Annotated in this window: 25 protein-coding genes and 1 riboswitch; of the genes, 11 read left to right on the top strand and 14 right to left on the bottom strand. The window is 62.8% G+C overall.

Translation table 11 applies throughout. From position 1 onward, the window contains the following. Nucleotides 1-33 precede the first annotated feature (33 nt). Nucleotides 34-897, top strand: coding sequence for a LysR family transcriptional regulator (locus P353_RS12890; protein ID WP_034369789.1), 864 nt, complete (start codon nucleotides 34-36; stop codon nucleotides 895-897). Nucleotides 898-1,036: 139 nt separating this feature from the next. Further along, nucleotides 1,037-1,753 (top strand): glutathione S-transferase, encoded by a 717-nt coding sequence (locus P353_RS12885; RefSeq protein WP_052084842.1) that lies wholly within the window; start codon nucleotides 1,037-1,039, stop codon nucleotides 1,751-1,753. Nucleotides 1,754-1,872: 119 nt separating this feature from the next. Here the strand turns inward: P353_RS12885 and P353_RS12880 are convergent, their stop codons facing one another. The 7 genes from P353_RS12880 to P353_RS12850 all read right to left on the bottom strand — a co-directional run bounded on the left by P353_RS12880 (nucleotide 1,873) and on the right by P353_RS12850 (nucleotide 8,647). Next, nucleotides 1,873-2,373, bottom strand: a complete 501-nt coding sequence (locus P353_RS12880) for a disulfide bond formation protein B (RefSeq protein ID WP_034370011.1) — start codon at nucleotides 2,371-2,373, stop codon at nucleotides 1,873-1,875. A 170-nt stretch (nucleotides 2,374-2,543) separates the two neighbouring features. Continuing rightward, nucleotides 2,544-3,671, bottom strand: coding sequence for a sulfate/molybdate ABC transporter ATP-binding protein (locus tag P353_RS12875; RefSeq protein ID WP_034369785.1), 1,128 nt, complete (start codon nucleotides 3,669-3,671; stop codon nucleotides 2,544-2,546). 29 nt (nucleotides 3,672-3,700) lie between these two features. After that, a complete protein-coding gene (gene cysW / locus P353_RS12870) occupies nucleotides 3,701-4,741 on the bottom strand; it encodes a sulfate ABC transporter permease subunit CysW (RefSeq protein ID WP_034369784.1) in 1,041 nt (346 codons plus the stop codon). A 1-nt stretch (nucleotide 4,742) separates the two neighbouring features. Then, nucleotides 4,743-5,600: a sulfate ABC transporter permease subunit CysT gene (cysT, locus tag P353_RS12865; RefSeq protein WP_034369782.1), complete on the bottom strand. Its 858-nt coding sequence runs from the start codon at nucleotides 5,598-5,600 to the stop codon at nucleotides 4,743-4,745. Nucleotides 5,601-5,757: 157 nt separating this feature from the next. Further along, nucleotides 5,758-6,759 carry a sulfate ABC transporter substrate-binding protein gene (locus tag P353_RS12860; RefSeq protein WP_034369780.1) on the bottom strand — a complete coding sequence of 334 codons (1,002 nt, stop codon included), beginning with the start codon at nucleotides 6,757-6,759 and terminating at the stop codon, nucleotides 5,758-5,760. A gap of 217 nt (nucleotides 6,760-6,976) precedes the next feature. Then, a complete protein-coding gene (locus P353_RS12855) occupies nucleotides 6,977-7,564 on the bottom strand; it encodes an RBBP9/YdeN family alpha/beta hydrolase (RefSeq protein ID WP_034369778.1) in 588 nt (195 codons plus the stop codon). Nucleotides 7,565-7,705: 141 nt separating this feature from the next. Next, nucleotides 7,706-8,647: a LysR family transcriptional regulator gene (locus P353_RS12850; protein ID WP_034370008.1), complete on the bottom strand. Its 942-nt coding sequence runs from the start codon at nucleotides 8,645-8,647 to the stop codon at nucleotides 7,706-7,708. 194 nt (nucleotides 8,648-8,841) lie between these two features. Between P353_RS12850 and P353_RS12845 the strand changes: the two genes are divergently transcribed. Then, the gene (locus P353_RS12845) at nucleotides 8,842-9,459 is read left to right on the top strand and encodes an FMN-dependent NADH-azoreductase (RefSeq protein ID WP_034369776.1); all 618 of its coding nucleotides are present in this window, start codon (nucleotides 8,842-8,844) and stop codon (nucleotides 9,457-9,459) included. A 231-nt stretch (nucleotides 9,460-9,690) separates the two neighbouring features. Continuing rightward, the gene (locus P353_RS12840) at nucleotides 9,691-10,092 is read left to right on the top strand and encodes a hypothetical protein (RefSeq protein WP_052084841.1); all 402 of its coding nucleotides are present in this window, start codon (nucleotides 9,691-9,693) and stop codon (nucleotides 10,090-10,092) included. Between the two features lie 41 nt (nucleotides 10,093-10,133). Here P353_RS12840 and P353_RS12835 read toward each other — a convergent pair whose 3' ends face one another. The 6 genes from P353_RS12835 to P353_RS12810 all read right to left on the bottom strand — a co-directional run bounded on the left by P353_RS12835 (nucleotide 10,134) and on the right by P353_RS12810 (nucleotide 16,231). Continuing rightward, the gene (locus P353_RS12835; RefSeq protein WP_420093386.1) at nucleotides 10,134-10,913 is read right to left on the bottom strand and encodes an SDR family oxidoreductase; all 780 of its coding nucleotides are present in this window, start codon (nucleotides 10,911-10,913) and stop codon (nucleotides 10,134-10,136) included. Between the two features lie 191 nt (nucleotides 10,914-11,104). After that, a complete protein-coding gene (locus P353_RS12830) occupies nucleotides 11,105-12,103 on the bottom strand; it encodes an ABC transporter substrate-binding protein (RefSeq protein WP_034369769.1) in 999 nt (332 codons plus the stop codon). A gap of 22 nt (nucleotides 12,104-12,125) precedes the next feature. Continuing rightward, entirely contained in the window at nucleotides 12,126-12,914 is a 789-nt protein-coding gene (locus P353_RS12825) for an ABC transporter permease (RefSeq protein WP_034369767.1), read from the bottom strand. Beyond that, on the bottom strand, nucleotides 12,911-13,684 hold the full coding sequence (locus P353_RS12820) for an ABC transporter ATP-binding protein (RefSeq protein ID WP_034369765.1): 774 nt from the start codon (nucleotides 13,682-13,684) through the stop codon (nucleotides 12,911-12,913). Before P353_RS12820 ends, P353_RS12825 begins: the two co-directional genes overlap by 4 nt. Beyond that, nucleotides 13,674-15,140, bottom strand: coding sequence for an acyl-CoA reductase (locus tag P353_RS12815; RefSeq protein WP_034369763.1), 1,467 nt, complete (start codon nucleotides 15,138-15,140; stop codon nucleotides 13,674-13,676). Before P353_RS12815 ends, P353_RS12820 begins: the two co-directional genes overlap by 11 nt. Then, nucleotides 15,137-16,231 (bottom strand): long-chain-fatty-acid--CoA ligase, encoded by a 1,095-nt coding sequence (locus P353_RS12810; protein ID WP_034369761.1) that lies wholly within the window; start codon nucleotides 16,229-16,231, stop codon nucleotides 15,137-15,139. The genes P353_RS12815 and P353_RS12810 overlap by 4 nt, the downstream gene beginning before the upstream one ends. A gap of 70 nt (nucleotides 16,232-16,301) precedes the next feature. Then, nucleotides 16,302-16,393: riboswitch (TPP riboswitch) on the bottom strand. Between the two features lie 311 nt (nucleotides 16,394-16,704). On the opposite strand from P353_RS12810, the gene P353_RS12805 reads away from it, so the two are divergent. The 7 genes from P353_RS12805 to P353_RS12775 all read left to right on the top strand — a co-directional run bounded on the left by P353_RS12805 (nucleotide 16,705) and on the right by P353_RS12775 (nucleotide 24,860). Continuing rightward, entirely contained in the window at nucleotides 16,705-18,834 is a 2,130-nt protein-coding gene (locus tag P353_RS12805; protein ID WP_034369759.1) for a TonB-dependent receptor family protein, read from the top strand. Between the two features lie 619 nt (nucleotides 18,835-19,453). Beyond that, nucleotides 19,454-20,203 (top strand): energy-coupling factor ABC transporter ATP-binding protein, encoded by a 750-nt coding sequence (locus P353_RS12800; protein ID WP_034369757.1) that lies wholly within the window; start codon nucleotides 19,454-19,456, stop codon nucleotides 20,201-20,203. Next, nucleotides 20,196-20,789 carry an energy-coupling factor transporter transmembrane component T family protein gene (locus P353_RS12795; RefSeq protein WP_034369755.1) on the top strand — a complete coding sequence of 198 codons (594 nt, stop codon included), beginning with the start codon at nucleotides 20,196-20,198 and terminating at the stop codon, nucleotides 20,787-20,789. Before P353_RS12800 ends, P353_RS12795 begins: the two co-directional genes overlap by 8 nt. A gap of 10 nt (nucleotides 20,790-20,799) precedes the next feature. Next, on the top strand, nucleotides 20,800-21,393 hold the full coding sequence (locus P353_RS12790) for a biotin transporter BioY (protein ID WP_034369753.1): 594 nt from the start codon (nucleotides 20,800-20,802) through the stop codon (nucleotides 21,391-21,393). Continuing rightward, nucleotides 21,390-22,901 carry an AMP-binding protein gene (locus tag P353_RS12785; RefSeq protein WP_034369751.1) on the top strand — a complete coding sequence of 504 codons (1,512 nt, stop codon included), beginning with the start codon at nucleotides 21,390-21,392 and terminating at the stop codon, nucleotides 22,899-22,901. The genes P353_RS12790 and P353_RS12785 overlap by 4 nt, the downstream gene beginning before the upstream one ends. Before the next feature lie 5 nt (nucleotides 22,902-22,906). Continuing rightward, nucleotides 22,907-24,121 (top strand): acetyl-CoA C-acyltransferase, encoded by a 1,215-nt coding sequence (locus P353_RS12780; protein ID WP_034369749.1) that lies wholly within the window; start codon nucleotides 22,907-22,909, stop codon nucleotides 24,119-24,121. Between the two features lie 25 nt (nucleotides 24,122-24,146). Next, nucleotides 24,147-24,860, top strand: a complete 714-nt coding sequence (locus tag P353_RS12775; protein WP_052084840.1) for a nitroreductase — start codon at nucleotides 24,147-24,149, stop codon at nucleotides 24,858-24,860. Nucleotides 24,861-25,120: 260 nt separating this feature from the next. On the opposite strand, the gene P353_RS12770 is transcribed toward P353_RS12775, so the two are convergent. Next, entirely contained in the window at nucleotides 25,121-25,921 is an 801-nt protein-coding gene (locus tag P353_RS12770; RefSeq protein ID WP_034369747.1) for a MetQ/NlpA family ABC transporter substrate-binding protein, read from the bottom strand. Nucleotides 25,922-26,115 lie beyond the last annotated feature (194 nt).

Below are 26,115 nucleotides of genomic sequence, written 5' to 3'. Positions count from 1 at the left end.
ATCCATTAGAAAAACTTGCATCTTGGTTGAGATATGCAGCTACCACTGAACGCCTTGCGCATGTTTGATGCGGCCGCCCGTCACCTGAGCCTGACCCGCGCAGCTCAGGAGCTGCATGTGACGCAGGCCGCTGTCAGCCAGCACATCCGCAATCTCGAAGAGCGCTTGGGCAAACCTTTGTTTCGCCGCCTGCCGCGCGGCTTGGCCCTGACCGACGAAGGCCAGGCTTTGTGGCCAGTGGTGGCACAGAGCTTCGAGCGCATAGAACAATCGCTGCAGCAGGTGGCTGAGCCACGACCACGCGAAATTCTGACCGTGGGCGTGGTTGGCACTTTTGCCATCGGCTGGCTGATCCCCAGGCTGAGCCAGTTCCAGCAGTTACATCCCTATATAGACCTCAGGCTGCTGACCAATAACAATCGCGTGGATCTGGCCGGCGAAGGTCTGGACGCAGCCGTGCGCTTTGGCGACGGTGCCTGGCATGGCACGCACGCGCAGATGCTGCTGCGCGCGCCGCTCTCTCCCATGTGCCCCCCCATGCTGGCGCAACAGCTGCGCGAACCTGCCGACCTGGCCCGGCAAACCCTGCTGCGCTCTTATCGCACCCAGGAATGGGAAGGCTGGTTTGCCGGCCTTGACCAGGCTGCCCCGCTGGCGCGCGGAGCCATGTTCGACTCCTCGCTGACGCTGGCCGAGGCCGCCGCTCAAGGCGCAGGCGTTGCCTTGCTGCCCGCACGCATGTTCGAGCACATGCTGCAACAGGGTCGGCTGGTGCGCCCTTTTGCCCATGAGGTCGACACCGGCGCCTACTGGCTGACCTATCTCAAGTCACGTCAGGCCAGCTCCGCCTTGCAGACCTTCAGACAGTGGCTGATGACCCAGCTGCAAACCGACTGAAGCAAGCGCTCTGCAATGGATAGAACCTTTTCGCATCAAGAGTTTCAAGCTATCAATCCGTGAGCACTCCACCGCATCTAAGCCGCACAGGTCTGCATGGCTTCAGAGCAACAGGTACAGTACACGCCCAGCAAGCGCCATGGCGCTTTGGTTTTATTCATCTCTTCAGACACCTGCCTTGACTGCCGCCGCCACCCTGCCCGTCCTGTACTCCTTCCGCCGCTGCCCCTATGCCATTCGCGCCCGTCTGGCGCTGGCCCATGCGGGCCTGGCTTGCCAACTGCGTGAAATCAATCTGCGCAACAAGCCACAGGCGCTGCTCGACGCATCGCCCAAGGGCACGGTGCCCGTGCTGGTACTGCAGGACGGAAAAGTCATTGATCAGAGTCTGGAGGTGATGCTGCATGCGCTGCGCAGCAACGACCCCGATGGCTGGCTGCAACCCACGCATGGCAGCCTGGAGGACATGCTGGCTCTGATCGAGCGCAATGACGGCTTCTTCAAACAGGCTCTTGACCGCTGCAAATACCCCGAGCGCCACGACGCAGAGGCCGTGAACCAGGCCCAGGCCGATGCGCTGACCTGGCTGTCGGCCCTGAACGATCAACTCGAGGAAACCGGCTATCTGTTCGGCCTGAACCCCAGCCTGGCCGATATGGCACTACGCCCCTTTGTGCGCCAGTACGCGCGCATCGACGAAGCGCAGTGGAACGAGCAGCCTTGGCCTCATCTGCAGCATTGGCTGCAGCGCTGGATCGACTCGGCCCTGTTTGCCGAAGTCATGGAAACCTATCCGGGCTGGGTGCCGGGCAGCCAGGGGCCGACATTTGTAGGCGAAAGCGTGGAAAGCCTGTGATGCCGCAGCCATAGCTGCGAACGCTTGACTGACAGCGGTGGCAAGCGTTTGATAAGCGTCAAAAAAACCCGACAGCTTGCGCTTGCCGGGTTTTTTTATGGCATTGCCATCAACAAGATTCAGCGCTTCGCGCCCTTGAACAGCAGTACCGCCAAAATCACGAAAAACGCCACAAAGCAGACAAACGACCAGTTGGCAATCGAGCCGCCCAACAGGGTCCAGTCAATCGCCGCACAGTCACCCGAGCCCTGGAAGATCATGGGAATGGAGCGGCTGAAAGAGTAGTGTTCGATCATTCCGTAGAAGTCACGGCCGCAGGTCGCAAACTCGGGGGGATACCACTGCAACCAGCTCTGGCGTGCTGCCACAAACGCGCCGAAACCGCTGCTCAGCAGAGCCAGAACGCCGAAGCTCATCCACCAGCCTTTTTGACCTCTAAGGCTTGCAAGGCCTGTGAAGATAGCTACCAAAATAAGTGCATAGCGCTGCACAATGCACATGGGACAAGGCTCCAGGCCCACCACATGCTGCAGGTAAAGGCCAAACGCCAGCATGGCCACACAGGCAACGCTGATGAGCGCCAGGATGCGCCGCGGCGCGGTTTCAAACCATTGAAGCATCATTCTCTTTCTGCGAAATTAACGGATCATGCCTGAGGCAAGGATAGCGCCCCCCGTACCTGCACGATTCCTTTCGCAGGAGACACCTAGGAAGCGCTGCCGCGCACCAAGGGTGTCGTCACCCTCCCACAAAGCGAGAGAGGGTGAAGGCGCTTAGCGCCTCAGGGGTATCAAATCCCAGCCGCCTCATCCAGGAACACCTTGGCACGGCGCGGCGTCACCACCAGGGTTTCACCTTCGCGCAAGCCCATGTCCTTGAACTGCTGTGCGGGAATCTGGGCTTCGATCAACCCGTCTTCCCCGGCATGGCTGGCATTTGGTGTGGTCTCGGAGGGAATAAGTTCCAGCCTGGCGATGGGACCGACCACAATGGCGCGCGAAAGCTGGGCCACGATGCCTGTGGGGCGACCCTGGGCATCGAGATTCTGGCCCGGGGAATAGCGCTCCACCTCCAGGTCATGAGGTCGCACATAGGCAAAAGCCTGGCTGTCCTTGGCACCGCGCGCATCGCTGCTGTCGAGCTGCATGCCCTCGTCCAGATAGACCCGGCCGTCGCTGGCGCGACCCTTGAACAGGTTGACATCGCCCAGGAAGCCATAGACAAACGGCGTGGCCGGGTTGTCCCAGACCTGCTGGGGCGTGCCTTCCTGCTCGATCTTGCCCTGGTTGATGACCACCACACGATCCGCCACCTCCAGGGCCTCTTCCTGGTCGTGGGTCACGAAGATGGAAGTCACATGCAGCTCATCGTGCAGCTGACGCAACCAGCGGCGCAGCTCCTTGCGCACCTTGGCGTCCAGCGCACCAAAGGGCTCGTCAAGCAGCAGCACCTTGGGCTCGACGGCCAGGGCTCGGGCCAGTGCGATACGCTGGCGCTGGCCGCCCGAGAGCTGCGAGGGGTAGCGCTCGGCAATCCAGTCCAGCTGCACCAGCTTGAGCAGCTTCATGACCTTTTCCTTGATCACTGCCTCGCTGGGACGCTCCTTGCGCGGCTTGACACGCAGGCCGAAGGCCACGTTCTCGAACACCGTCATGTGGCGGAACAGCGCATAGTGCTGGAACACAAAGCCCACGTTGCGGTCGCGCACATGCACATCGGTCGTGTCTTCGCCGCTGAAGTGGATGCTGCCCACATCGGCCGTCTCCAGACCCGCGATGATGCGCAGCAGCGTGGTCTTGCCGCAGCCCGAGGGGCCGAGCAAGGCGATCAGCTCGCCCGATTTGATATCCAGACTCACATCGCGCAGGGCCTGAAAATCGCCGAACTGCTTGCTGACATTACGAATTTCGATACTCATGATGAATCTCTTGTTCTGACCCCGGCAGCTCAGGCTGCCTTGGCGGTTTGGTTCGTTGCGAGGCTGATCTGGCCTGGACGCTCGGGCGGTGTTTCGGCAGCGGCCTTGGCCTGCTGCTCGGCACGCCATTCGGCGAGGGACTTGATGACCAGCGTCACCAGCGCCAGCAGCGCCAGCAGCGATGCCACGGCAAAGGCGGCAGCCGCCTGATAGTCGGCATACAGCACTTCCACATGCAAAGGCATGGTGTTGGTCTGGCCCCGGATATGGCCGGAAACCACGGACACGGCGCCGAACTCGCCCATGGCGCGCGCATTGCACAGAATCACGCCATAGACCAGACCCCATTTGATATTGGGCAGGGTGACATTCCAGAAGGTCTGCCAGCCCGAGGCACCGAGCACGATGGCGGCCTGCTCCTCGTCACTGCCCTGGGCCTGCATCAGCGGAATCAGTTCACGGGCGATGAAGGGGAAGGTCACGAACACGGTGGCCAGCACGATGCCGGGCACGGCAAAGATGATCTGGATCTCATGCTCGGCCAGCCAAGGGCCCAGCCAGCCATTGGCACCAAAGACCAGCACATACATCAGACCCGCGACCACGGGCGAGATGGAGAATGGCAGGTCGATCAAGGTCGTCAAAAATGCCTTGCCCTTGAACTCGTACTTGGCAATACACCACGCTGCCGCCACACCGAAGACCAGATTCAAGGGCACGGCAATCAGCGCCGTGATCAGCGTGAGCTTGATGGAAGAGATCGCATCGGGCTCACCCAGCGCCGTGACGTAGACATCCCAGCCCTTGCGCAGCGCCTCGCCGAAGACGGACAACAGCGGCAGGATCAGGAACACCAGCATGAACAGCAGGGCCACCGTGGTCAGAACCCAGCGCACCCAGCGCGGCTCGGTCGTGGTCATCTTCTCCAGCTTGGCGCTCTTGGGCGGGGCCGTGATCTTGTAAAGCGCGACCAGCACGACCAGGGCAATCGCGACGATGGTGATGAGGTGTGCCCAGATGGGCAGCAGATTGGGGAACAGCGCTTGAATGGCTGCGTGAATCGAAGACATCTCAGCGGCCTCCCTGCGCCTTGCGCTGCCATGCCTGCAGTGCGTTGATCAGCAGCAGCAATACAAAAGAGATCAGCAGCATGACCACGGCCACGGCCGTGGCACCGGCCACATCATGTTGGTCCAGCTTGGCCATGATGATCAGCGGAGTGATTTCCGAGACCATGGGAATATTGCCGGCAATGAAGATCACCGAGCCATATTCACCCACGGCGCGCGCAAAAGCCATGGCAAAGCCGGTCAGCAGCGCCGGGCCGATATGCGGCAGGATGACCTTGTAGAAAATCTGCCAGCGCGATGCGCCCAGGCTGGTCGCGGCCTCTTCCAGCTCTTTCTCGAAGTCTTCGAGCACCGGTTGCACGGTACGCACCACAAACGGCAGGCCAATGAAAATCAGCGCAATCGCGATGCCCTTGGGGTTGTAGGCCATCTGGATGCCCAGCGACTCGAAGTACTGCCCGATCCAGCCGTTACCCGCATACAGCGCCGACAGCGAGATGCCGGCCACGGCGGTGGGCAGCGCAAACGGCAGATCGACCAGCGCGTCCACCACCTTCTTGCCGGGGAACTGGTAGCGCACCAGCACCCAGGCAATCAGCATGCCGAACACCACGTTCACGCAGGCCGCGATAAAGGACATGGTGAAGGACAGCTCGTAAGACGCCACCACGGCCGGTGCCGAGACTGCCGCCCAGAACTGACCCCAGGTCAGAGTAAAACTGGCGGACAGCAGGGCCACCAGCGGGATGAGCACGATGATGCTCAGATAAAAAATGGTGTAGCCCAGCGTCAACCCGAAACCGGGCAACACTCGCTTGGCACTACGCGCCTTGCGGGGGGCTAGAGCAGCAGAGGACATATTCAAAGACGAAACGGGAGGGATGGATTTCACTGAAGGTCAATCAAGCACGGCCCAGCTCAAAAACATCGAGCAAGGGCCGTCCCGCAGCGAGGTTGTTGTCCTCTCCCGCGCAGCGAGAGAGGAGGAAGCCGCAAAGCGGCCCAGGGGGAGCCGGTTACTTACCGGGGGTATACAGCTTGTCGAACTGGCCGCCATCATTGAAGTGCACCTTCTGCGCTTCGCTCAGCGAGCCGAAGTACTTGGCCACGGTGAACTGCTTGATGGGCTTGAACTGGTCGGCGTGCTTCTTCAGCACCGCTTCGGAGCGCGGACGAATCGCATGCTTGGCGGCGATTTCCTGGGCTTCGTCAGAGTACAGCCACTGCAGATAGTCGGTGGCCAGCTGTGTCGTTCCCTTCTTGGCCACGGTGCGCTCGACCACGGCCACGGGGTTCTCGGCCACGATGCTCACCGAGGGGTAGACGGCGTCGACCTTGCCCTGGCCGAACTCACGGTCCACGGACACGACTTCGGATTCGAAGGTGATCAGCACATCGCCGATGTTGCGCTGCAAGAAGATGCTGGTCGCATCGCGGCCGCCCTTGCCCAGCACGGGCACGTTCTTGTAGAGCTTTTGCACGAATTCGGCCGCTTGCGCATCGGTGCCGCCCTTTTCACGCACCGAGCCCCAGGCGGCCAGATAGGCGTAGCGACCATTGCCGCCGGTCTTGGGGTTGACCACCACGACCTTCACGTCGGGACGCACCAGATCGGACCAGTCCTTGATGTTCTTGGGGTTGCCGTTGCGCACCAGGAACAGCATGGTCGATGTAGTGGGCGAAGCATCATGCGGGAACTTCTTGTTCCAGTCCTTGGCGACCACGCCGTTCTGGGCCAGGAAATCCACATCGGTGGTCGTGTTGAAGGTCACCACATCGGCAGCCAGACCGTCATTGACAGCGCGGGCCTGGGCACTGGAGCCGCCATGGGACTGATCCACCTTGATGTCCACGCCCTTGGTCTTCTTGTAATGGGCGATAAAGGCAGCGTTGTAATCCTTGTAGAACTCGCGGGCCACGTCATAGGAGACATTGAGCAGCTGAGTTTGCGCAGAGGCAGCGCCTGCTGCTGCCAGTGCGATGGATGCCAACAATGTCTTGAGCTTCACGGAATGCATGGTTCGCTGCCTTTTCTTGAGCAATGTGTATAGATGTACACATTGTGCGAACGACTCCTTAAAACTCAAAAGAATATATTTTTCTTTGTTTTTCCGAAATTTAATATAAAGAATAAAACAGCACGCAAAGCCAACACAAAAATAGCTGAAAGCGCTTTATCAGTAAGCGCTTGCAGCTATCAAAAGTAAAGCATGACCGGGAACCTGACCAAGGATTTCAAGCCGCAAGTGCAGCTGACTGCAAGGGCCGCTCAGAGGCCCGGGCATTCCAGCCGCCCTGCTCGGTCAGCGACTGCAGCAGTGCCAGCCCCAGCGGCCAGGCACCAAAGCCCGACTCGATATTGATATGTCCGGCGTTCTGCAAACGCACCAGCTCGCTGCCCCAGGCCCTGGCATAAGCGCCCGCACGGCGAATGGGGCAAAACGGATCATTGCTGCTGGCCACCAGCACGCTGCGATAGGGCAGCGGCGCATAGGGCACGGGAGCGAAGTCCGCCAACTGGGCACGACGCTCAGGGTCGGCAGGAGCCACCAGCAAGGCGCCATGAACGCGCGCTGCGGCAGCCTCGCCCAGATGCGCGGTCGTGATGCAGCCCAGGCTGTGAGCCACGATGACGGCAGGACGCTCATCGGAGAGCAAGACTCTTTCGAGCTCCGTCACCCAGGCATCGCGGTGCGGCACCAGCCAGTCCTGCTGCTGTACGCGCACTGCTCCTTCCAGCTGCTCTGCCCACAGGCTTTGCCAATGACCGGGGCCGGAGTTGCGCCAGCCTGGCACGATCACGATGCGAAATGGGGATGTCATGCTGCCTCCTGTAATCTCGGAGCACCAGCCGGGCCAGAGGAAAAAGCCCAGCGTGCTCCTGATCTGATAACAAGGCAGTCATTGTGGGCAGGGCCTGTCCAAATCCCAACGAATGTTTTGTTGTTATCTTATGGGCAGAAGCTAATGCAGCGCCGAGGCAGATGCAGCCTTCTGCGCGGCAGAGATGCTGCTGCCCGGCATGCGCTCACCGAGAAAGTCCAGAAAATGCCGGACTGCCGGCGCCAACCCACGCCGCGAGGGGAACACCGCATGCACAATGCCGCGCGGAGGCGCCCATTGCGGCAGCAACTGCACCAGAGTGCCCCTGGTCAATTCGTCCTGACACATATAGTCAGGCAGCCAGCACATGCCGCTGCCGGCCAGGGCAGCAAACTTCAGCGTCAGCAAATCGTCGACCACATAGCGCGGCTGCAACTGCAGCCGATGCTCCTTGCCTTCGGGCCCGACAAGCAGCAGGCTGGAATGGCCGTCGACTGCCGCCATCGCCATGCTGTCGAGCAGCTGCAAGTCTTCCAGCGACCTGGGAGTGCCCTGGCGCTGCAGCAGATCGGGGCTGGCCACCAGAATCTGGCGTGAGCTGTCGAGTCGCTTGACGACCATGGAGCCGCTGTCCTCCAAAGTGGCGCGCACGCGCAACGCGACATCCACACCCTCCTCGACCAGATTGACTGGGCGGTTGGTAACCTGCATCTCCACCTGCACCAGCGGACAGCGCTCGAGAAACTCAGGCATCAGCTCACCCAGCACCGTCTGCGCCAGAGTCACTGGACAGGTCACACGAATGGTGCCGCGTGGCTCGGTCTGGACTTCGGCCACGGCATCCGACGCAGCCAGTGCGGCATCGCGCATGGCCTGGCCATGGCGCAAAAAGGTCTCGCCGACCTGCGTCAGAGACAGCTTGCGGGTGGTGCGCTGCAGCAAGCGCACTCCGAGGTGTGCCTCGAGTTCGGCAACACGGCGCGAGAGACGCGACTTGGGGATGCCCAGCGCCCGCCCGGCAGCAGCAAAGCCGCCGCGCTCGACCACCTCGACGAAGTACAGCATGTCGTTGAGATCCACCATGCACATTTCCTTGGAATCGATTGAATTGATATTTGGAACGATCTATCGCATTTTTGCAGACTTATTGGCGAATCTAAACAAATCTACAATCTATCCCATTGCAATTCAAAACCAATCACTGTTTTGCCGCAACGCAGCATCGGGGCTAGGCAAGAAGTGTTTTCTGACTCATTTTTAGAGGTATAGATACCAATATGCAAATCCTGCACATCGACTCTTCCATCACTGGCTCCAATTCCGTGACCCGCGCACTGACAGCCGATATCGTTGCCAGCCTCAAGCAGAACAACCCTGAAGCCAAGGTGGACTACCTGGATCTGGCCGTGAGCGCCCCCAGCCACCTGAGCGCACAATCCCTGGGTTTTCGCACCGGCCAGGCCGCTGCCACCGAAATCGAACGCCAGGAAAACGCTGTCTCCGAAGCGCTGGTCAGCCAGTTCCTGGCCGCTGATGTGATCGTCGTGGGCGCCCCCTTCTACAACTTCACCATTCCCACGCAGCTCAAAGCCTGGCTGGATCGCATCGCCCAGGCTGGCCGTACGTTCAAGTACACCGCTACCGGCCCTGTGGGTCTGGCCGGCGACAAGAAGGTCATCGTCGCTTCCGCTCGCGGCGGCGCCTACTCCACCAGCGATGCGGGCCAGGCCATGGAGCACCAGGAAAGCTATCTGAAGGTGATCTTCGGCTTCATGGGCGTGACCGACGTGACCATTGTTCGTGCTGAAGGCGTGGCCATGGGCCCCGACGCCAAGGCCGCCGCCTTGGAAGCTGCCAAGGCTCAGATCGAGCAAGCACAAGCCGTCGCTGCCTGATAGCTGACAGAGGTGCAAAAGCCGGTACCGCCCATGGCGTACCGGCTTTTTTGCGCAACAAACTTGCTCACGACCAAGGTTTAGGACATTTCCGACTGAAGTTCTCGAAAAAAATGCCGATCTGAAGGCCTGAACCCGCTGTTTTTGATACGCTGAAAACAGTTAGATACTTATCAGGTCCCAGTCCCGGTTGACCCGGTCACGTTTTCCCAGATGCCAGCTTCCCGTCCCATGCCCACCGCCGTCCGTCAATCGCCTCAGCGCTCCGACGAAAACCTCGTCGTCACCGCTATTGCCGTATTTCTGGTGGCAGCACTGATTCTGGGTACGGTCGCCTATCGATACTTCAAGCATTCACAGCAGCAGCAGGAGCAGACTCGTAGCGAGCGTCAGGCCTACAAGCGCTATAACGACTACCTGGACTCCACCGAACAAGCAACTGCCAAGCCTGCCGCCAACCAGCCCTCCCCCGTACAGGCCAGCGCGCCTGCCGCAGCGCCCAGCATGGCCGAGAAGTTGCTCAGCCACCCGGCCGTCACGCCTGGCCCAGGCTTCAACGCCCCCGGCGTGCAGCAGACCGGCGTGGCCATCATCGATGCGATGGACCACGCCCAGGCATCTGCCAAGCAGTAAGGTCAGGAAGGCAGGCAGGCTTTGCCTAGCTGCCTGGCAGCTCAGCGCATCACCAGACCGCCGTCGACAAGCAGCAACTGCCCGGTCATGAAACCGCTGAGTTCAGACGCAAGGAACAGCACCGGCCCCGCCACATCTTCGGGCCGCGCCAGCCGGCGCAGCGGCGTGGCCGCCATCAGCGATTCACGAAAAGACTCCTTGCTGCCCTGTGTGCCCTGCGTGGGATAGACCAGCCCGGGCGCCACACAGTTGACACGGATGCCCACAGGCCCCAGCTCGCTGGCCAGATTGCGGCTGAAAGCCAGCAAGGCCCCTTTGGATGTCGTGTAGTCGTGATAGGCAACAACAGGCTGCTCCACCAGATTGCTGACGATGTTGACGATGCTGCCGCGCGCGCGCTGGCGCATCAACGGCAGCACCGCTCGGCAGACATTAAAGCTTGCACCCACGGCCCCATCGAACTGGGCCTGATAGTCCGCCCATTGCAGATCGTCAAACCGGCTGCGTCGTTCGGGGTCAAATGCATAGGGCCTGAAGGCGTTGTTGACAACGATATCAATGCCCCCCGCTTCGCGCACTATGCTGTCCACCATGCCCTGCACCGCATCGGGCGAGCCCACATCGGCCTTGACCGCCCAGGCATCCCCCCCCGAGTCCTTGCCCGCGGCCAGGCAGGCATCCACAGTGCCGGCTGCGGCTTCGTCGTTGGACAGGTAGTTGACAGCCACCGAGGCACCCTCACGCGCAAACGCCAGGGCAATCGCCGCGCCAATCCCGCGGCTTGCCCCAGTCACCAGCACCACCTTGCCGCGCAAGCCCATTGAAGAAGACTGACTCATATTCACGATTTCCGTTCAAACACTGGCGGGCCCCAAGTAAGAAACAGCAGGCAATGGCCTTGGCGGCCCCGCCGCCCCGCAGCGATGCTGTCATCCCCTCCCGCAGAGAGAGAGAGAGAGAGAGAGAGAGGGAAGGCGCTGGGCCGCCCAGGCAACGCGCCTCAGGGGGAGATTTACAGCGGCACAACCACATCCGCCACCTTGATCTGACGCTGCACCATACCCAGCGCACGATAGGCATCGGCGCCTTTTTGCAGCGCGGCCATATCGAAGCTGCCCAGCGGCTGGCCCTGGACTGCCGGCATGGAAGAGGCGTTACGCAGGCGAATCACATCCAGATTGATATCGCGACGCGTGCCGTCGATGGCATATTTGCTGGCCAGCACCGAAGCCTCCTCGGGGTTCGCCATCATCCAGGCAGCGCTTTCGCGATAGCCCTTGACGAATGCCTTGAGCAAGTCCTTCTTCTGCTGGAACACTTCCTCGCGCACCACAAACATGTCGCTGGACATATTGAGGTGGTCGCTGACCTGCATCACATTGACATCGCCTATGCCCTTGCGCAGTCCCACAGCCAGACCTGTATCAGTGGCGGCCGTGGCATCAACCTGCCCTTGCATCAGGGGAGCAAAGTTCAGCAGACCGGTCACGACAATGCTCACATCCGACTCCTTGAGACCGGCCTGATGCAGCATCACCAGCAGGTTCTGGCGCGTACCGCTGGCAAGGCTGTAGACACCGATCTTCTTGCCCTTGAGGTCTGCGGCCTTGCGAATGCCCGAGGACTTGAGCGAGACCACGTTGAACACGTTCTGCGGATAGATGTCGTAGATGGCCACCAGCTTCTCGCCCTTGTCCAGAGCCATGAAGAAGGAGCCGGGGTCGGTAAACGCGACATCGGCCTGGCCGCTGAGGATATTGCGGATCGCATCGCCGCCACCCGCACCGGGCAGATAGGCCAACTCCACCCCGTTCGCCTTGAAGAAGCCTTTTTCGGGCTCGACCAGAATATTGGTGATCTCGCTGATGGGCTTGCTCCAGCCGGCCAGGCGAATCTTGCCCTGCAGAGGAACCGCCATGCTGGTGCCGGTCATGGCAAGGCCGCTCAGGCCTGCACAGGCGCCAAGGAGGCTGCGGCGAGAGATGAACGAAGTCTGGTTGCTGGTATGCATGACAAATGGTTTGAAGATGCAGTCAGGTCCGGTCGCCAGACTGCGAGGTTGAAAAGTGATAGGTGCGCAGCAAATCGCGCTCCAGAACAAGGCAGGCCTGATAGAGCAGCAGGCCCATGGCGGCAATCAGCACCAGCGCCGCAAACATCAGCGTGGTATCCATCATTCCCTGGGCGGCAATGACCACGGCCCCCAGGCCCTGGCTTGCGCCCATGAACTCGGCCACCACGGTGCCGACCAGCGCCAGCACCACGGCCACGCGCAGCCCGGCCAGAATCGCGGGCAGCCCGGTTGGCAGTTTCAGGCGCAACAGGGTCTGCAGTCTGGTAGCCCCCAGCATGCGAAACAGCTGCAGACGCTGGGCATCCACCTGCCGCAGACCCGTCAATGTGTTTTCCATCAACGGAAAAAAGCAGATCAGCGCCGTGATCAGCACCGTCGGCAGCATGCCGAAGCCGAACCACAACACAAACAATGGCGCCAGGGCCAGCTTTGGCACTACCTGGCTGACCACCACATAGGGCTTGAGCACGCGCTCCAGCAACTCGGACTCGGCCAGCGCCATGCCGGCCAGCAAGCCCACGGCGCTGCCGACGAACAGGCCTAGCAGCAAGGCCTGCAAGGTCGCCCATAGATGCGGCCAGAAATAGCCGGACGCCAGACCCGACCACAGCGACAGCGCCACCGCCGAGGGCGCAGGCAACACCAGCGCCGACAAGCCAAATTGCCTCGCAGCCAGCTCCCATATTGCGATGACAGCTATCAAAAGCGAGGCAGACAGCCAGTGTGTTCTGTTGAGCAGGCCGCTCATGCGCCACCCCGGTCCATGGATGCGCGAATGCGCGCGCAATAGTCGTTGAACGCCGCGCCATGGCGCATGCTCTGCTGGCGCGGCTGTGGCAGCTCGACAGACCAGTCGTCCACGATGCGACCGCCATGCATGAGTGCAATGCGGTCGCCCAGATAGACGGCCTCGTTGATGTCGTGGGTGACAAACAACACCGTCGTGCCATGCTTATGGCAGGTGCGCAGCAAATCGTCCTGCAGTTCCGAGCGAGTGATGGCATCCAGGGCCGCAAAAGGCTCGTCGAGCAGCAGCAGAGGCGGCTCCAGAATCAGGGCGCGTGCCAGCGCCACGCGACTTTGCTGTCCGCCCGAGAGCTGGCCCGGGTAAAGCCGTGAATGGGCGCCAAGACCCAATTGCTCCAGCAGCTGCATGGCCGCCTGTTGATCCTGCTGCGTGGGTTTGCGCTGCAGCGACACGGGCAGCAGCACGTTGTCGATCACCGTATGCCAGTCCAGCAGTGTCGGTGCCTGGAACATGAAGCCCAGCTGCGGCCCCGGCGCTGCCAGCTCGCTGCCGCGCAGCAGGACATGCCCCGACTGGGGCCTGAGCAGGCCTGCCGCCAGCTTGAGCAGCGTGGTCTTGCCGCAGCCGCTGCGCCCCAGCAGGCAGTGAAACTCTCCGGCCCCGACCTGCCAGTCCACGCCATCCACCACGGGCGCTCGTCCCGGGTAGCTGAATCGGGCCTGCTTGAACTCCATGAATGCCACGGCTGTATCCACTCCCTCAGTCCGCATAGGCGGCCAGCGGCTGGGCCGCGAGTTCTGCCGACTGCTCGATCTCTGTCATGCGCACCAGATCCAGCAGGTTGAAGCGCCCGTCATGGTGCCAGCCGGCCTCGGGCATGCTCATGGAGCCGATGGCGCTGATACGCGTGACGCCAGCCGCGCCCAGCAGCCCGGCCAGGCGGTACAGCTCTTCGGGGCCGGCCGCAATGCCGGCGGTCTGCAGATAGTCGCGCTGAGCGGCCACCACGGGCAGCACGGCATCGAGCCGGTCCACGGCCACCACGGCAATCGTGCGGTACAGCGCGGTCGGCGCCAGGGGCTGCAGACTCTCGCTGTAGGCAACGCTCCAGGGCGCATCCACAGGCCCCAGCAACTGGTGTGCTTCACCGCCCCACTCCATGTTCTGCTGCCAGCGGGCCAGCGCCGCCCCTTCTTCCAGATCCAGCTCGCGGCGTGCGAAACGTCGCTGCAGATTGGCAAGCTCGGCCGCCAGATAGTCGGCAAAAGCACGCGGCGAAACCGGCGCCCCACGCTGCACATAGAACACATGGGGCGAATAGCAGCCCTGCTGGTCGTAGCGCATCACGTCCCAGGCCGCCAGCCTTGCCATGGCCGGAGCCTTGAGCGTATCCAGCGCCTGCGCGTCAATCAGGCCAAAGCCCAGCTTGTGGCCATGGGGCAAAAAGCGGGTCGTCACGGGCAGGCGACGACGCAGTGCATCCAGAGTCTGGTTGCCGCCATAGGCCAGCACCGTATCGGCCTGGGCATAGAGCGCGTCGGCCTCCTCGCCGCCCGCGCCGCGCCACCACACCACGGCCAGGCAACCGGCCAGCGGCGGATGCACCTCGGCCAGCAAGCGTGCAAACCATCCCGCAAACAAAGGCTCGGCACTGGCCAGCTTGCCAATCGCAGGGGCCTTGACCAGCAAGCCACAGACCAGGCTCCACAGCGACAGCGCAGGTACGTTGCCAGCCCAGCTATGCACCAGCAGATCCGGGCCGAAAGCACGTACGGCCCCGCCCTTGGCTGCCGGTTGAAAGCCATCGAGCACCGCCGGGTTGGCAAAATCTTCGGCCACAAAGCGCTTGAGCTGCGCTGCACGAAAAGTCTTGAAAAATCCTGTCAACCCCAGCCGCACCATATCGGTGTCATAGCCGCTGACCACGGGCAGCCAGGCTTCGGCCTGCTGGCGGTAGATGTCATTACGGTCCAGCAGGCGAGCCATCGCACGATCGACGGCATCGATGATCTCGGCCACCGGCATGGGACGCAGATGGATGGCCGCGGCCTTGCGCACACGACAGGCCAGTGCCTGCATCTGCGGCGCCGTCAGCAGGGGAACGCAGACTTCCAGACTCTGGCCGTCCCGAGACTTGAAGTCCAGCGTCTGCCACTGCACTTCATCGTCGCCGAGGCCTGGCAGATAGCCAGCCCTGATACGCTGCACCTTGCGCTGCTCGCTCATGCGCCGGCAGCTTTCACAAACTCTTCAACCGCCAGCGAGCACCCCTTGGCGGCAGCACCCTCGGCTCGTCCAAGCAGCAAAAAGCCGTCTTTTTCCTGCTGGCCGGCCCACAGGCCCACATCCTCGGTCAGGATGGTGGTCACCGCGTTGTAGTTGGCCAGATCGCAATGCACCAGAATGCCGCGCTCACCCGCTGCCACATCCCGCCCTGTGATCGGCTCGACCAGACGCGAACGAATCCAGTGCGGGCCGGACTTGACCGAAGGCAGCACCGCATTGCCATCGTCATAGAACTGGGTGCTCAGCTCGGTCATGCCATACATATTGATGCACAGACTGCGCGGCACGCCCAGCAGCTGCGAAAGCTCGGCATAGAACTGCTCGAGCGGCAGCTCGCGCGACTGCCCCTTGTAGCCGCCCGTATCCAGCACGCGGCTGCCTGCGGGCAGGCGAAAGCTGCGGCCCTGCGCACGCAGGGCATCCATCACATGGACCAGGCTGAAGCTCGCGCCCAACAGGGCAAAGGGCTGGCCGCTGCGCTCGGATTCTGCCAACGCGGCGCACAGGGCCGGCATGTCCAGCCCCTCCGAGTTCAGGTAGTAGCGGCTGCCTGCCGAGCCAAATTCGGACCGGGCAAGTGCCAGATAGTGGGCCAGCGAGGAATTGGGCATGGCCTGCTCATCGGGAAACAGAATACCCATGGGCATGCGCTCCAGACCCTGCATGAAATGCCTGGAGAAATAGCGCTTCATGGACAGGTCGTAGACATCGAGCTGCGGATGGAAATGACGTCCACGCGCGGCGCGGCCCGTGGTGCCGCTGGTCATGAACACGCGCTCGGCGGGCGACGGCGGCTCGCTGCGCAGCTCCATGGCCTTGAAGGCATCGATGGGCACGGCCGGAACATCGCGCCAGCTCCTGACATTGCGCAGCGTGGCGCCGCGTCGCTGGCAAAAGCTGCGAAACGGCGCATTGCATTCGTACTGGTAGGCGAAAAGGCGCAGGGCGAGTTGATTGAACTGGTCGTCGGTGCAGTCATCCATTGCGATGAAAGCAAGCAGATCGGCGACCAGCGAAGCGGCCTTGTCCATGAAATTCCTTCGAGAGCGGGGACATCATGCTCCGAAGGCTTGCTGACCATGCGAGAACGCACTGCCCTGAGGTCAGCTTGCAAGCTCTTCTTCCGCCGGTATGAACCGGGTCAAGTTCGCGGGTGTAGATCTCAGCACTGGTGTGCACCCCGGAGCGCGGCGCCATCTTACCCCAACGGCATCGCTGCAAGGGGCCTGAGCTGCCGTATGAAAGTCGCGTCACTTGTAACCTGGGGTAATGCTCCAGCACGGGCAAGAAGGACATCCAGGACAAAAACATCAAAACACTGCTGCCCAAATACAATCGACCCGGCACCGCAAGCTGCCTGAGACGTAACCTGCCACGGCGCCGACAATGGCGCAGGTACGCCATGCCTGAAAGCGCGGCATGTCGCGGCGATGGACTGCGTCAGCAGACGCTTGCAAGCCATCCAGGGCACTGAATGCCCACCCCAAGCCCCAGAGATATTCACATGCATTTTTCGCGCCTTTGTCATCTGGCAGGCTGGCCTGTGGCCGCCGCCGGACTGCTGCTGACGGCACAGTCCGCAATGGCCCAGCAAGCCACCGCCCAGCCGCAGCTGCCCCAGTTGTCCGAAGTCACCGTGCGCAGCACCTTGCAGGATTCCGCGCTTGAGCAGACACCGGCATCCGTCACGGTGCTCGACGGCGAGCGCATGCGCGAGCGCAATCTGCAGGTCAATCTCTCGGAGTCCCTGAGCGCAGCTCCGGGCCTGCAGCTGCAAAACCGCCAGAACTACGCGCAAGACCTGCAGCTGTCGATTCGCGGCTTTGGCGCGCGCTCCACCTTCGGCGTGCGCGGCATACAGATCTATGTGGACGGCATCCCCTCCACCATGCCCGATGGCCAGGGCCAGACCAACAATATCGATATCGCCTCGCTGGAGCGCGTGGAAGTGCTGCGCGGCCCCTACTCCGCGCTCTACGGCAACGCCTCGGGCGGCGTGATCAATGCCTATACCGAACGCGGCGAGGGCGCGCCCTCGGTGCAAAGCAGCTTTGCACTGGGCAGCGACGGGCAAAAGCGCCTGGGCCTGAAGGCCAAGGGCGAAGCCAATGGGATTGGCTATGTGCTCAGCGCCAGCCGTTTTCTGACCGACGGCTACCGGGCCCAGAGCGCGGCGGACAAAAACCTGTTCAACGCCCGTATCGACGTCAAGCCCGACGAATACAGCCAGCTGACCCTGGTGGCCAACCATGTGGACATCGATGCCAAGGACCCGGGCGGCATCACGCCCAAGGACTGGGCTGCAGACCCCAGGGCTGTGGCCTCCAATCCATTGCTCTACGACTCGCGCAAAAGCGTGAAGCAGACCCAGGCCGGACTGACCTATGAGCGCCAGCTGGACGGTGGCCAGGCACTGCGCCTCATGGCCTATGCCGGTCAGCGCGAAATGATGCAGTTTCAGTCCGCACCCAAGGCATCGCAGACCGGCTACAGAGGTGGGGTGATCGGTCTCAAGCGCGACTATGGCGGCATCGATGCGCGCTGGAGCGGCAAGTACGAGCTGGGCAGCGGCAGCCTGGGCCTGATTGCCGGCCTGGCCGCCAACACCGTCAGGGAAGACCGCCAGGGATACAAGAACTTTGTGGGCAACCAGCTGGGTGTGGTCGGCGAGCTGGTGCGCGACGAGCGCAATACCCTCACCAGCGTCGACCCTTATCTGCAAGCCTCCTGGGCCTTTGCACCGCGCTGGAAGCTCGATGCCGGCCTGCGCTGGAGCAATGTGCAGTTCCAGTCGCGCGACCATTTCCTGGCCGACAAAGACGATAGCGGCAATGCCGGATTCCATAAGCTGCTGCCGGTTGTTTCGCTGCAGCACGAGCTCAATCAGGACACCAATATCTATGCCTCGCTGGGCCGCGGCATGGAAACACCAACCTTCAATGAGATTTCCTACCGACCCGATCTGGCGGGCGGTCTGAACTTCGGCCTCAAGCCTGCGGTATCGACCAGTGCCGAGCTGGGCATCAAGCAACGCTTCAAGATGGCCGGCCTCTACGGCGACTGGTCTGCCGCGCTGTTCCAGACCCAGACCGACAATGAAATCGTGGTGGCCAGCAACGACAACGGCCGCACCTCTTATCAGAACGCAGGCAAAACCCGCCGCCGCGGCATGGAGCTGAGCACCAGCACCTGGCTGATGCCCCAGTTGCGCCTGAACGGCGCGCTGACGCTGCTCGACGCCAGCCTGCGCAGCGGCTATTGCGACAGCAAGGGCCAGGACTGCATTCCCGCCGGCAACCGCATTGCCGGCACGGCCAGGCATCTTGGCTACCTGGGGCTGGAATGGCTTCCCGCCACCGACTGGCGTGTGGGTCTGGACTGGCGTCATGTGGGCCGTATTGCCGCCGACGACAAAAACCAGGTCTATGCCCCCAGCTACAACGTGGCCAGCCTGAGCGTGGGCTACACCCGGCGCCTGGGTGCCTGGAAGCTCAGTGCTTTTGCCCGCGTCGACAATCTGGCGGACAAGAACTATGTGGGCTCGGTCATCGTCAACGAAGGCAACGGACGCTACTACGAGCCGGCCCCGGGGCGCCAATGGATGACTGGTGCCAGCCTCAGCTACCAGTTCTAGGCATGTCCTGCGGCTTTGCCTGACAGCAGTAAGCGGGCCCGGAGCCCGCTTTTTTCATGTCCGGACAGGTCAAAGGCCATTTTTTTAGAAATATTTTGGGTGCTTGCAAACTGCCTGCCTGAGCCCGAAAGCAGCCAATCCCGCACCGGTTTGCCTGCCTGACGGCAAAGGCCCGCCGCAGCTTGTGCTCCTGAGCATTGCAAGCCACGTCAAAACATGGCTATCCACGGCCAATCGCACGAATCTTCACGCCAGCGCTCGAGCGGTTTGAGCGAAGTTAGCCCCTGAAGCAGGCCAGAACGGCACACAGAAATGCTTCACTCTGCAACACGCTGCCATCTGGCGCACAACTGCGACGAAATGCGGGCCCAATGGCAACAAACAGCCTCCCCAGGTAAAGAAATCATTTCTTATAGGAAATTCACATAAAAAGAGCTCAGATGGCGGACTTTTGAAAGCAAATTCACAGCGCTAGAATCCGCCACCAACGCAGCCTCGTATGTTGAAGCCGGGGCACAGTTTCAGATTCTCCCCGTATGTCAGCCCTTTTCGTTTTTTGCCATCCCCATTCCAGCCCGGCATCTTGCAGCCCGGCCCTTGCCGCAGCAGGAGCTGGCGCATGAGCGACGGTTTGCAAAGCCCCACCCAACAGGGCGTGCAGTTGGTCGACATACGGCTGCAGCGTGGCCAGACCCAGGTGTTTGACGGCCTGAACCTGGCCCTGACGCAAAAGCGCATAGGCGTGATCGGCAACAACGGCGCGGGCAAGTCCAGCCTGTTCCGCCTGCTTTGCGGGCTCGAGCTGCCCCAGGCCGGACAGGTACTGGTGGATGGCATGCCCTTGCTGCAGGCGCGCCAGCACAAGCCCGGCCTGATCGGCCTGATGTTCCAGAACCCGGACGACCAGATCATCTTCCCCACCGTGGAGGAAGAGCTGGCCCTGGGCCTGCGCCCCCAGGGCCTGAGCAAGCAGCAAGCCAGAGCCAGGGCGCGCGAGCTGCTGGCCGAACGTGGCCTGGCCCACTGGGCCGAGCGGGCCGTCAGCAGTCTGAGCCAGGGCCAGCGTCAGCAGGTGTGCTGGCTCTCGCTGCTGATTGCCGCGCCCCAGCTGCTGCTGCTGGACGAGCCCTTCGCCAGCCTGGACCTGCCCGGTCAGGCCCTTCTGGCCCAGGATATTGCCACCGCGCCGCAACAGGTGCTGGTCTCCACCCATGTGCTCGATCATGTGCGCGACTTCGAACGCGTGATCTGGCTGGAGCAAGGCCGGCTGCGCGGCGACGGCCCGGGCCGCGACATCTGCAGCGCCTACGAGACCTCCGTGCGGGAGCAGTTGCAAAAGAAAAGCTCGCACGGAGACCTGCATGGGTAGTCTCTACAGCGAAGTTGCGACCTGGCTGCATCGCTGGCCGGCCGGCCTCAAGCTCTTGCTGCTGGCGGCCTTCGGCACCCTATTGTTCCTGATAGCCGATCCCAGGGTGCTGGCGGGTTGCGGCGTGGCTTGCCTGGTTCTCTGGGTATCGCTGGGTCAGGCCACGCAGGTGGCGCGCCGTCTGATGCGATCGGTTATCGTCGCGGCGCTGCTGGTGGCGGGCTTTCATGTCTTCATGGGCAACCCTGTGCTGGCAGCCGTCAGCAGTCTGCGGCTGGTCTGCGCCTCGACTCTGGGCATTGCGCTGACCATTACCACGCGCCCCAGCGATCTGGTCGAGGTACTGGAATGGCTGCTGGCCCCACTGGCTGGCCTGGGCATCCCCACCGAGCGCGTGGCCATGCAGCTTGCACTCATGCTGCGCTTTACCGAACATTTCTTTGTGCAATGGACAAAGCTGGACGAGGCATACCGCCTGCGCACCGGCAAAAGCGGCGGCCTGCGCCTGATTGCACCGCTGACGATTCATATGCTGCAGGCCACGCGTCGTGTAGCCGACGCCCTCTGGGCAAGACTGGGTTTCTAGGAGAGCATTGATGACTACCACTCCCTCTCACACCGTATCGCGCGGCGGCGCACGCTCCATGGCCCAGGTATCGCTGTTCGCCGCCCTGATGGCCGTGATGGGCCTGATTCCCAAGATCGACCTGCCGTTCGGCGTGCCCATCACCATCCAGTCGCTGGGAGTGATGCTGGCAGGCGTCATGCTCGGGCCCTGGCGCGGCCTGCAGTCCATGGCTCTGTTTCTCGCAGCAGTGGCCGTAGGCCTGCCACTGCTGTCAGGCGGGCGCGGCGGCATCGGAGTCTTCATGGCACCGTCTGCCGGCTATCTGATCGGCTATATGCTGGCCGCCGCCGTGACAGGCGCCATCATGGCCGCCCTGCCGCAGAGCACGCCGCGTCGCACGGCGCTGAGCGCCTTCATCGCCTCCTTGATCGGCGGCCTGTTGTGCCTGCATGCCTTTGGCGTGCTGGGCCTGATGCTGGTCGCCAAGATGAGCCTGAGTCAGGCTTTTGCCGTGACGCTGGCCTTTGTGCCCGGCGACTTCATCAAATGTGTTCTCTGCGCCATCATCGTCCACACCGTGGCGCGCGGAATGCCTGACTGGCGTTTTGGCGGTCGCCGGTGAACGCGCTGTCCGCTGCAACTCCGCTGCAGGGCGCCTGGCAGCTGGTTCATGGCCCGCTGGCCCATTGGGCGCAGCACCGGCCCGATGGGGTGGCCCTTCAGAGTGAGGCCGGCTCCTGGACCTTTGGCCGGCTGCATGCCGAGGTCGAGCAGCGCTCGGCGCGTCTGGTGGCGCAACGCGCGCCGCAGATGCTGCTGCTGGATGCCAGCAGCTCCACGCTGGAGCGGCTGGTGGACTTTCTTGCCGTGATCCACAGCGGCCGCTGCGCAGCGGTCGCCGACCCCGACTGGCAACCGGCCGTGCGCCAGCGCATTGAAAGCTGGCTGCCCGAGCAACCCTGCGAGCTGGAATCGGCAACACCGACGGCAGCCTTCTATACGGGCTTTACTTCAGGCAGCACCGGCCTGCCCAAGGGCTTCAAGCGCCACCATTTGTCGTGGACGGAGAGCTTTCGCGTCGGCCTGCAGGATTTCGGCCCCGTCGTCGCCCAGCGCACGCTGGCACCGGGGCGCATCTCGCATTCGCTATTTTTGTTCGGCGCCATGCAAGGCATCTGGTATGGCTGCGGCGCCGTCATGCAGGAAAAGTTCTCGGCCTCGCGCTGTCTCGCAACCCTGGCGGGCGGCGATACGCCCTGCCTTGTCGCCGTGCCCAGCCAGTTGCTGCTGATGCTGCAATGGGCGGAGCATAGACAGCTCGCACCGATTCCCGAGGTCGAGCTGATCACCATCAGCGGCGCGCGCTGGATGCGCGCTCACACGCCGGCGCTGCGCGCCCTGTTCCCCAAGGCCCGCATCATCGAGTTCTACGGAGCCTCCGAGGCCAGTTTTGTGGCCTGGATGGATGCCGACGAAGCCAGCGGCCCACAGGCCGTAGGCAGGCCATTCAGCAATGTCGAGCTATCCATTCGCCCCACCGGCAGCGATGCCGCCGAGAATGCGCTGGCCGAGCATGGCACCAGCCACGCCAGCGACGGCCTGATCTATATCCGCAGCCCCATGCTGTTCATGGACTATGTGGGCGATGCCCATGACGCCACGGCCGTGCTGCGCGATGGCGAATGGCTGTCCGTGCGCGACATGGGCCATATCGACGAACGCGGCATGCTGTGTCTGGCGGGCCGCCAAAGCCGCATGATCGTCACCCAGGGCAAGAACCTGTTTCCCGAGGAAGTGGAGAACCTGTTGGCCAGCCACCCGGCGATTGCCCAGGTCTCGCTGCACGGCCAGGCCGATGCGCTGCGCGGCCTGCAGGTACACGCGGTGCTGCAATGGAGGCCGCAGACCGAGGTGCCTACGGCCCTGGAGCTGAACCAGTGGCTGCGCGAGCGCACCGAAGCCTTCAAGGTGCCGCGCCAGTGGTGGATCTGCGAGCACTGGCCGCACACAGCCAGCGGCAAGACCGATCACGGCCAACTGGCCCAGGCCTTGCGCGCCAGCATGGCCGAGCCTGCCGGAGCTGCCAAATCCCCTGCCCTGCTCCCCTCATTGCGGCCGTGGCAGAGTTGAGGCCCATGCCAAGCAAGACCCCCATCATTGCCTGGGCACGCAGCCCGGTGGCTCCGCTGGGCTCGGCCCTGGCCCGGCTCAGTCCCCATGAACTGGGCCAGCCGCTGCTGCTGTCACTGCTGCAGCAAAGCGGCTTGCCGGCCCATGCCGTGGATGCGGTCATCGTCGGCAACGCCCTGGGCGCTGGCGGCAACCCGGCGCGCATGCTGGCACTGGCCGCAGGCCTGCCCGATGGCTGCGCCGCGCACACCATCGATACCCAGTGCTGCTCGGGCCTGGATGCCGTGGCCATGGCCGTGGGTCTGCTGCAATCGGCTCAGGCCGAGGTGGTGATTGCAGGCGGCATCGAGGCCTGGAGCCGCGCCCCCATTCGCCAGACCCGCCCGCTGCACCCCGGCGAGCAACCCCAGGGCTACGAGCGCCCGCCATTTGCCCCCGATCCCGCGCGCGACCCCGATATGCTGCAGTCGGCGGCCGACTATGCGCTCACGCATGGCCTCAGCCGCAGCCAGCAGGAGCAGTATGCGCTGCTGAGCCACAGTCGGGCCCTGGCCGCCCAGGCGCAGCTCGCCTCCGAAATCGTGCCCGTGGCCGGGCTTGTGGCAGATGCCTATCCGCGTGCGCTGCAGCCCGCACGTGCCGCGCGCATGCCGGTGGTCGCCCGGGGTTGCAGCCAGACCGCCAGTCCCGGCGATATCGCCGCCCATGCGCTCAGCCCCCTGACCATTTCGGCCAGAGCCGATGGCGCGGCCCTGCTTTTGCTGGCCACGCCCGAGGCCTGCGCCCGCTGGAATCTGCAGCCCCGCGCACAATGGCTGGCCAGCGCCAGCGTGGGCGCCGCGCCAGAAACACCGCTGCTGGCCGCCATTGCGGCGGCGCAGATGGCGCTGGCCAGGGGCAGCCAGGCATTGGCAAGCCCACAGCTGAAGGCGCAGGAGCTGTCGGTGATCGAGCTGCATGACGCCTTTGCCGTGCAAGGCCTGGCCTTTTGCGCGGCCATGGGCCTTGCGCCCGAGCAGATCAACAGCGCAGGCGGCGGCCTGGCGCGCGGCCACCCGATAGGTGCGTCAGGCGCGATTGCGCTGGTGCGCTGCCTGGCTCAGCTTGAGTATCAGGCCCAGTCATCGACACCCAAGGCCGCACTCGGCCTGGCGGCCATCGCCGGAGCCGGCGGCATCGGAGCGGCAACCCTGGTGCAATGGCTGCAAGCCTCTTCCTGAATTCATTTTTGATAGCTATTACCCCATGTCCAGCAACGGTTCAGTCGCAAAAACATCTGAAGACTTCGACTTGCCGGCAGGCATGGCGCTGATGCAGCAGCGCCGCTCCACACGTGCTTTCCTGCCCGATGCCGTGCCTGACGCACTGCTGCAGCAGTTGCTGCTGACGGCGCGCCAGGCGCCCAGCGGCGGCAATCTGCAGCCGGGCCAACTCATCGCAGTGCGCGGCAAGCTGCGCGAGCAACTGACTGCCGCCCTGCTGCAGGACGTTGAAAGCCAGGTGCCCGAATGCGAGGACTACGCCTACTTTCCGCGCCCCATGCCCATGCAGCTGCGCAAGCGCCAGGTGGCTTCGGCACAGGCGCTTTACGGCGCCCTGGGCGTGGCGCGCGACGACCGCGTCGGGCGCGAAGCACAGTTTGCGCGCAACTACCGCTTCTTCGATGCGCCCGTGGCGCTGGTCGTCACCATCGACGCCCATTACGGCCCTGGTGGCTACATGGACCTGGGCATGACGCTCTACGGCCTGCAACTGGCCGCCGCCGCCATGGGCCTGGGCAGTTGCGCCATCGGCGCCCTGGCCTCGTACCCGGCCACCGTGCGCCGCGTGCTGGGCCTGGCCGAGAGCAAGCACATCGTCTGCGGCCTGGCCCTGGGTTGGGCCGACGAGGCCGCCCCCGTCAACCAGACCCAGACCACGCGTGCGCCGCTGGGCGAGTGGTTTCAGTCAATGGAATGACTGCAAAAACAGTAGCTTCCAGCGTAATCCATCAAATGATTTCAAGGTATTTTCTACCTGAACTCCAATACCAACGGGCGCTAGCAGCTATTCAATCAAGAGCAACAAAAAAGCGCTGCAAGTGCAGCGCTTAGGTAAATGCCCTTCAAACAGCCCCCCATCTAGGAGACAGCAAGCAAGGGCCGCCCCGCAGCGAGGCTGTCGTCCCCCTTGGGGGCGCCCGGCCAGGGAAAGGCGCAAAGCGCCTCAGGGGGTAAGCATCAAAACGCCGGGAAGACCGATCCCTTGAATTCCTTGTCAATGAACTGGCGCACCTCGTCGGAGTGATAGGACTTGATCAGTTGGGCAACCCAGGGCTGATTCTTGTCGGCATCGCGCACCACCATGATGTTCACATAGGGGTTCTTGGCCGACTCCAGCGCAATCGCATCCTTCTTGGGGTTCAGACCAGCCGAGATCGCGAAATTGGTGTTGACGGTGGAGGCATCCAGGTCGTCCAGCGAACGTGGTAGCTGCGCCGCATCCAGCTCGACGAACCTGAGCTTCTTGGGGTTGGAGACTACATCCAGGGGTGTCGCCTTCAGGCCCGCGCCCTCCTTGAGCTTGATCAGGCCCTGGGTCTGCAGCAGCAGCAGCGCGCGGCCGCCATTGGTGGGGTCGTTGGGGAGGCCGAACTTGGCGCCCGTGGGCAGCTCGGACAAGGCCTTGATCTTCTTGGAGTAGATGCCGATGGGGAAATTCACCGTGTCGGCCACCCAGCTGATCTTGTAGCCACGATCCTTGACCTGGGCGTCCAGATAGGGGCGGTGCTGGTAGCTGTTGGCATCCAGGTCGCCGGCTGCCAGTGCCGCGTTGGGCTGGACATAGTCGCCGAACTCGATGACCTTGAGGTTCAGACCGTTCTTGGCAGCCACCTTTTTGACCACTTCCATGATCTGCGCATGCGGGCCGGCGGTCACGCCGATCTTGATGGTCTTGTCCTGAGCTTGGGCGGCAAAGCCCAGCGTGGCCGCAGCAGCCACGGCCAATGTGGTGCGCAAAAGCGAGCGCTTGTTCAACATGCAGATTCCTTGTACGGAAGATTGAGAGTGGCTAAGACTGTAGCGTCAGTTTCATGTGCCAGAGCGCTGTTTCTTAGACAGATTGCTCAGATGCAAACTACAGATTGGCGATGCAAGCCGTAACGGGTTGCATGCGGCAACCCAAGCGCCCACAAAAAAGCCCGCTCCTTCACGGTGGCGGGCTTGTCTGCATG

Source organism: Comamonas testosteroni (genome assembly GCF_000761245.1).
Taxonomy (GTDB): Bacteria; Pseudomonadota; Gammaproteobacteria; order Burkholderiales; family Burkholderiaceae_C; genus Comamonas; species Comamonas testosteroni_C.
This window is presented reverse-complemented; position numbering and strand designations above follow the sequence as displayed.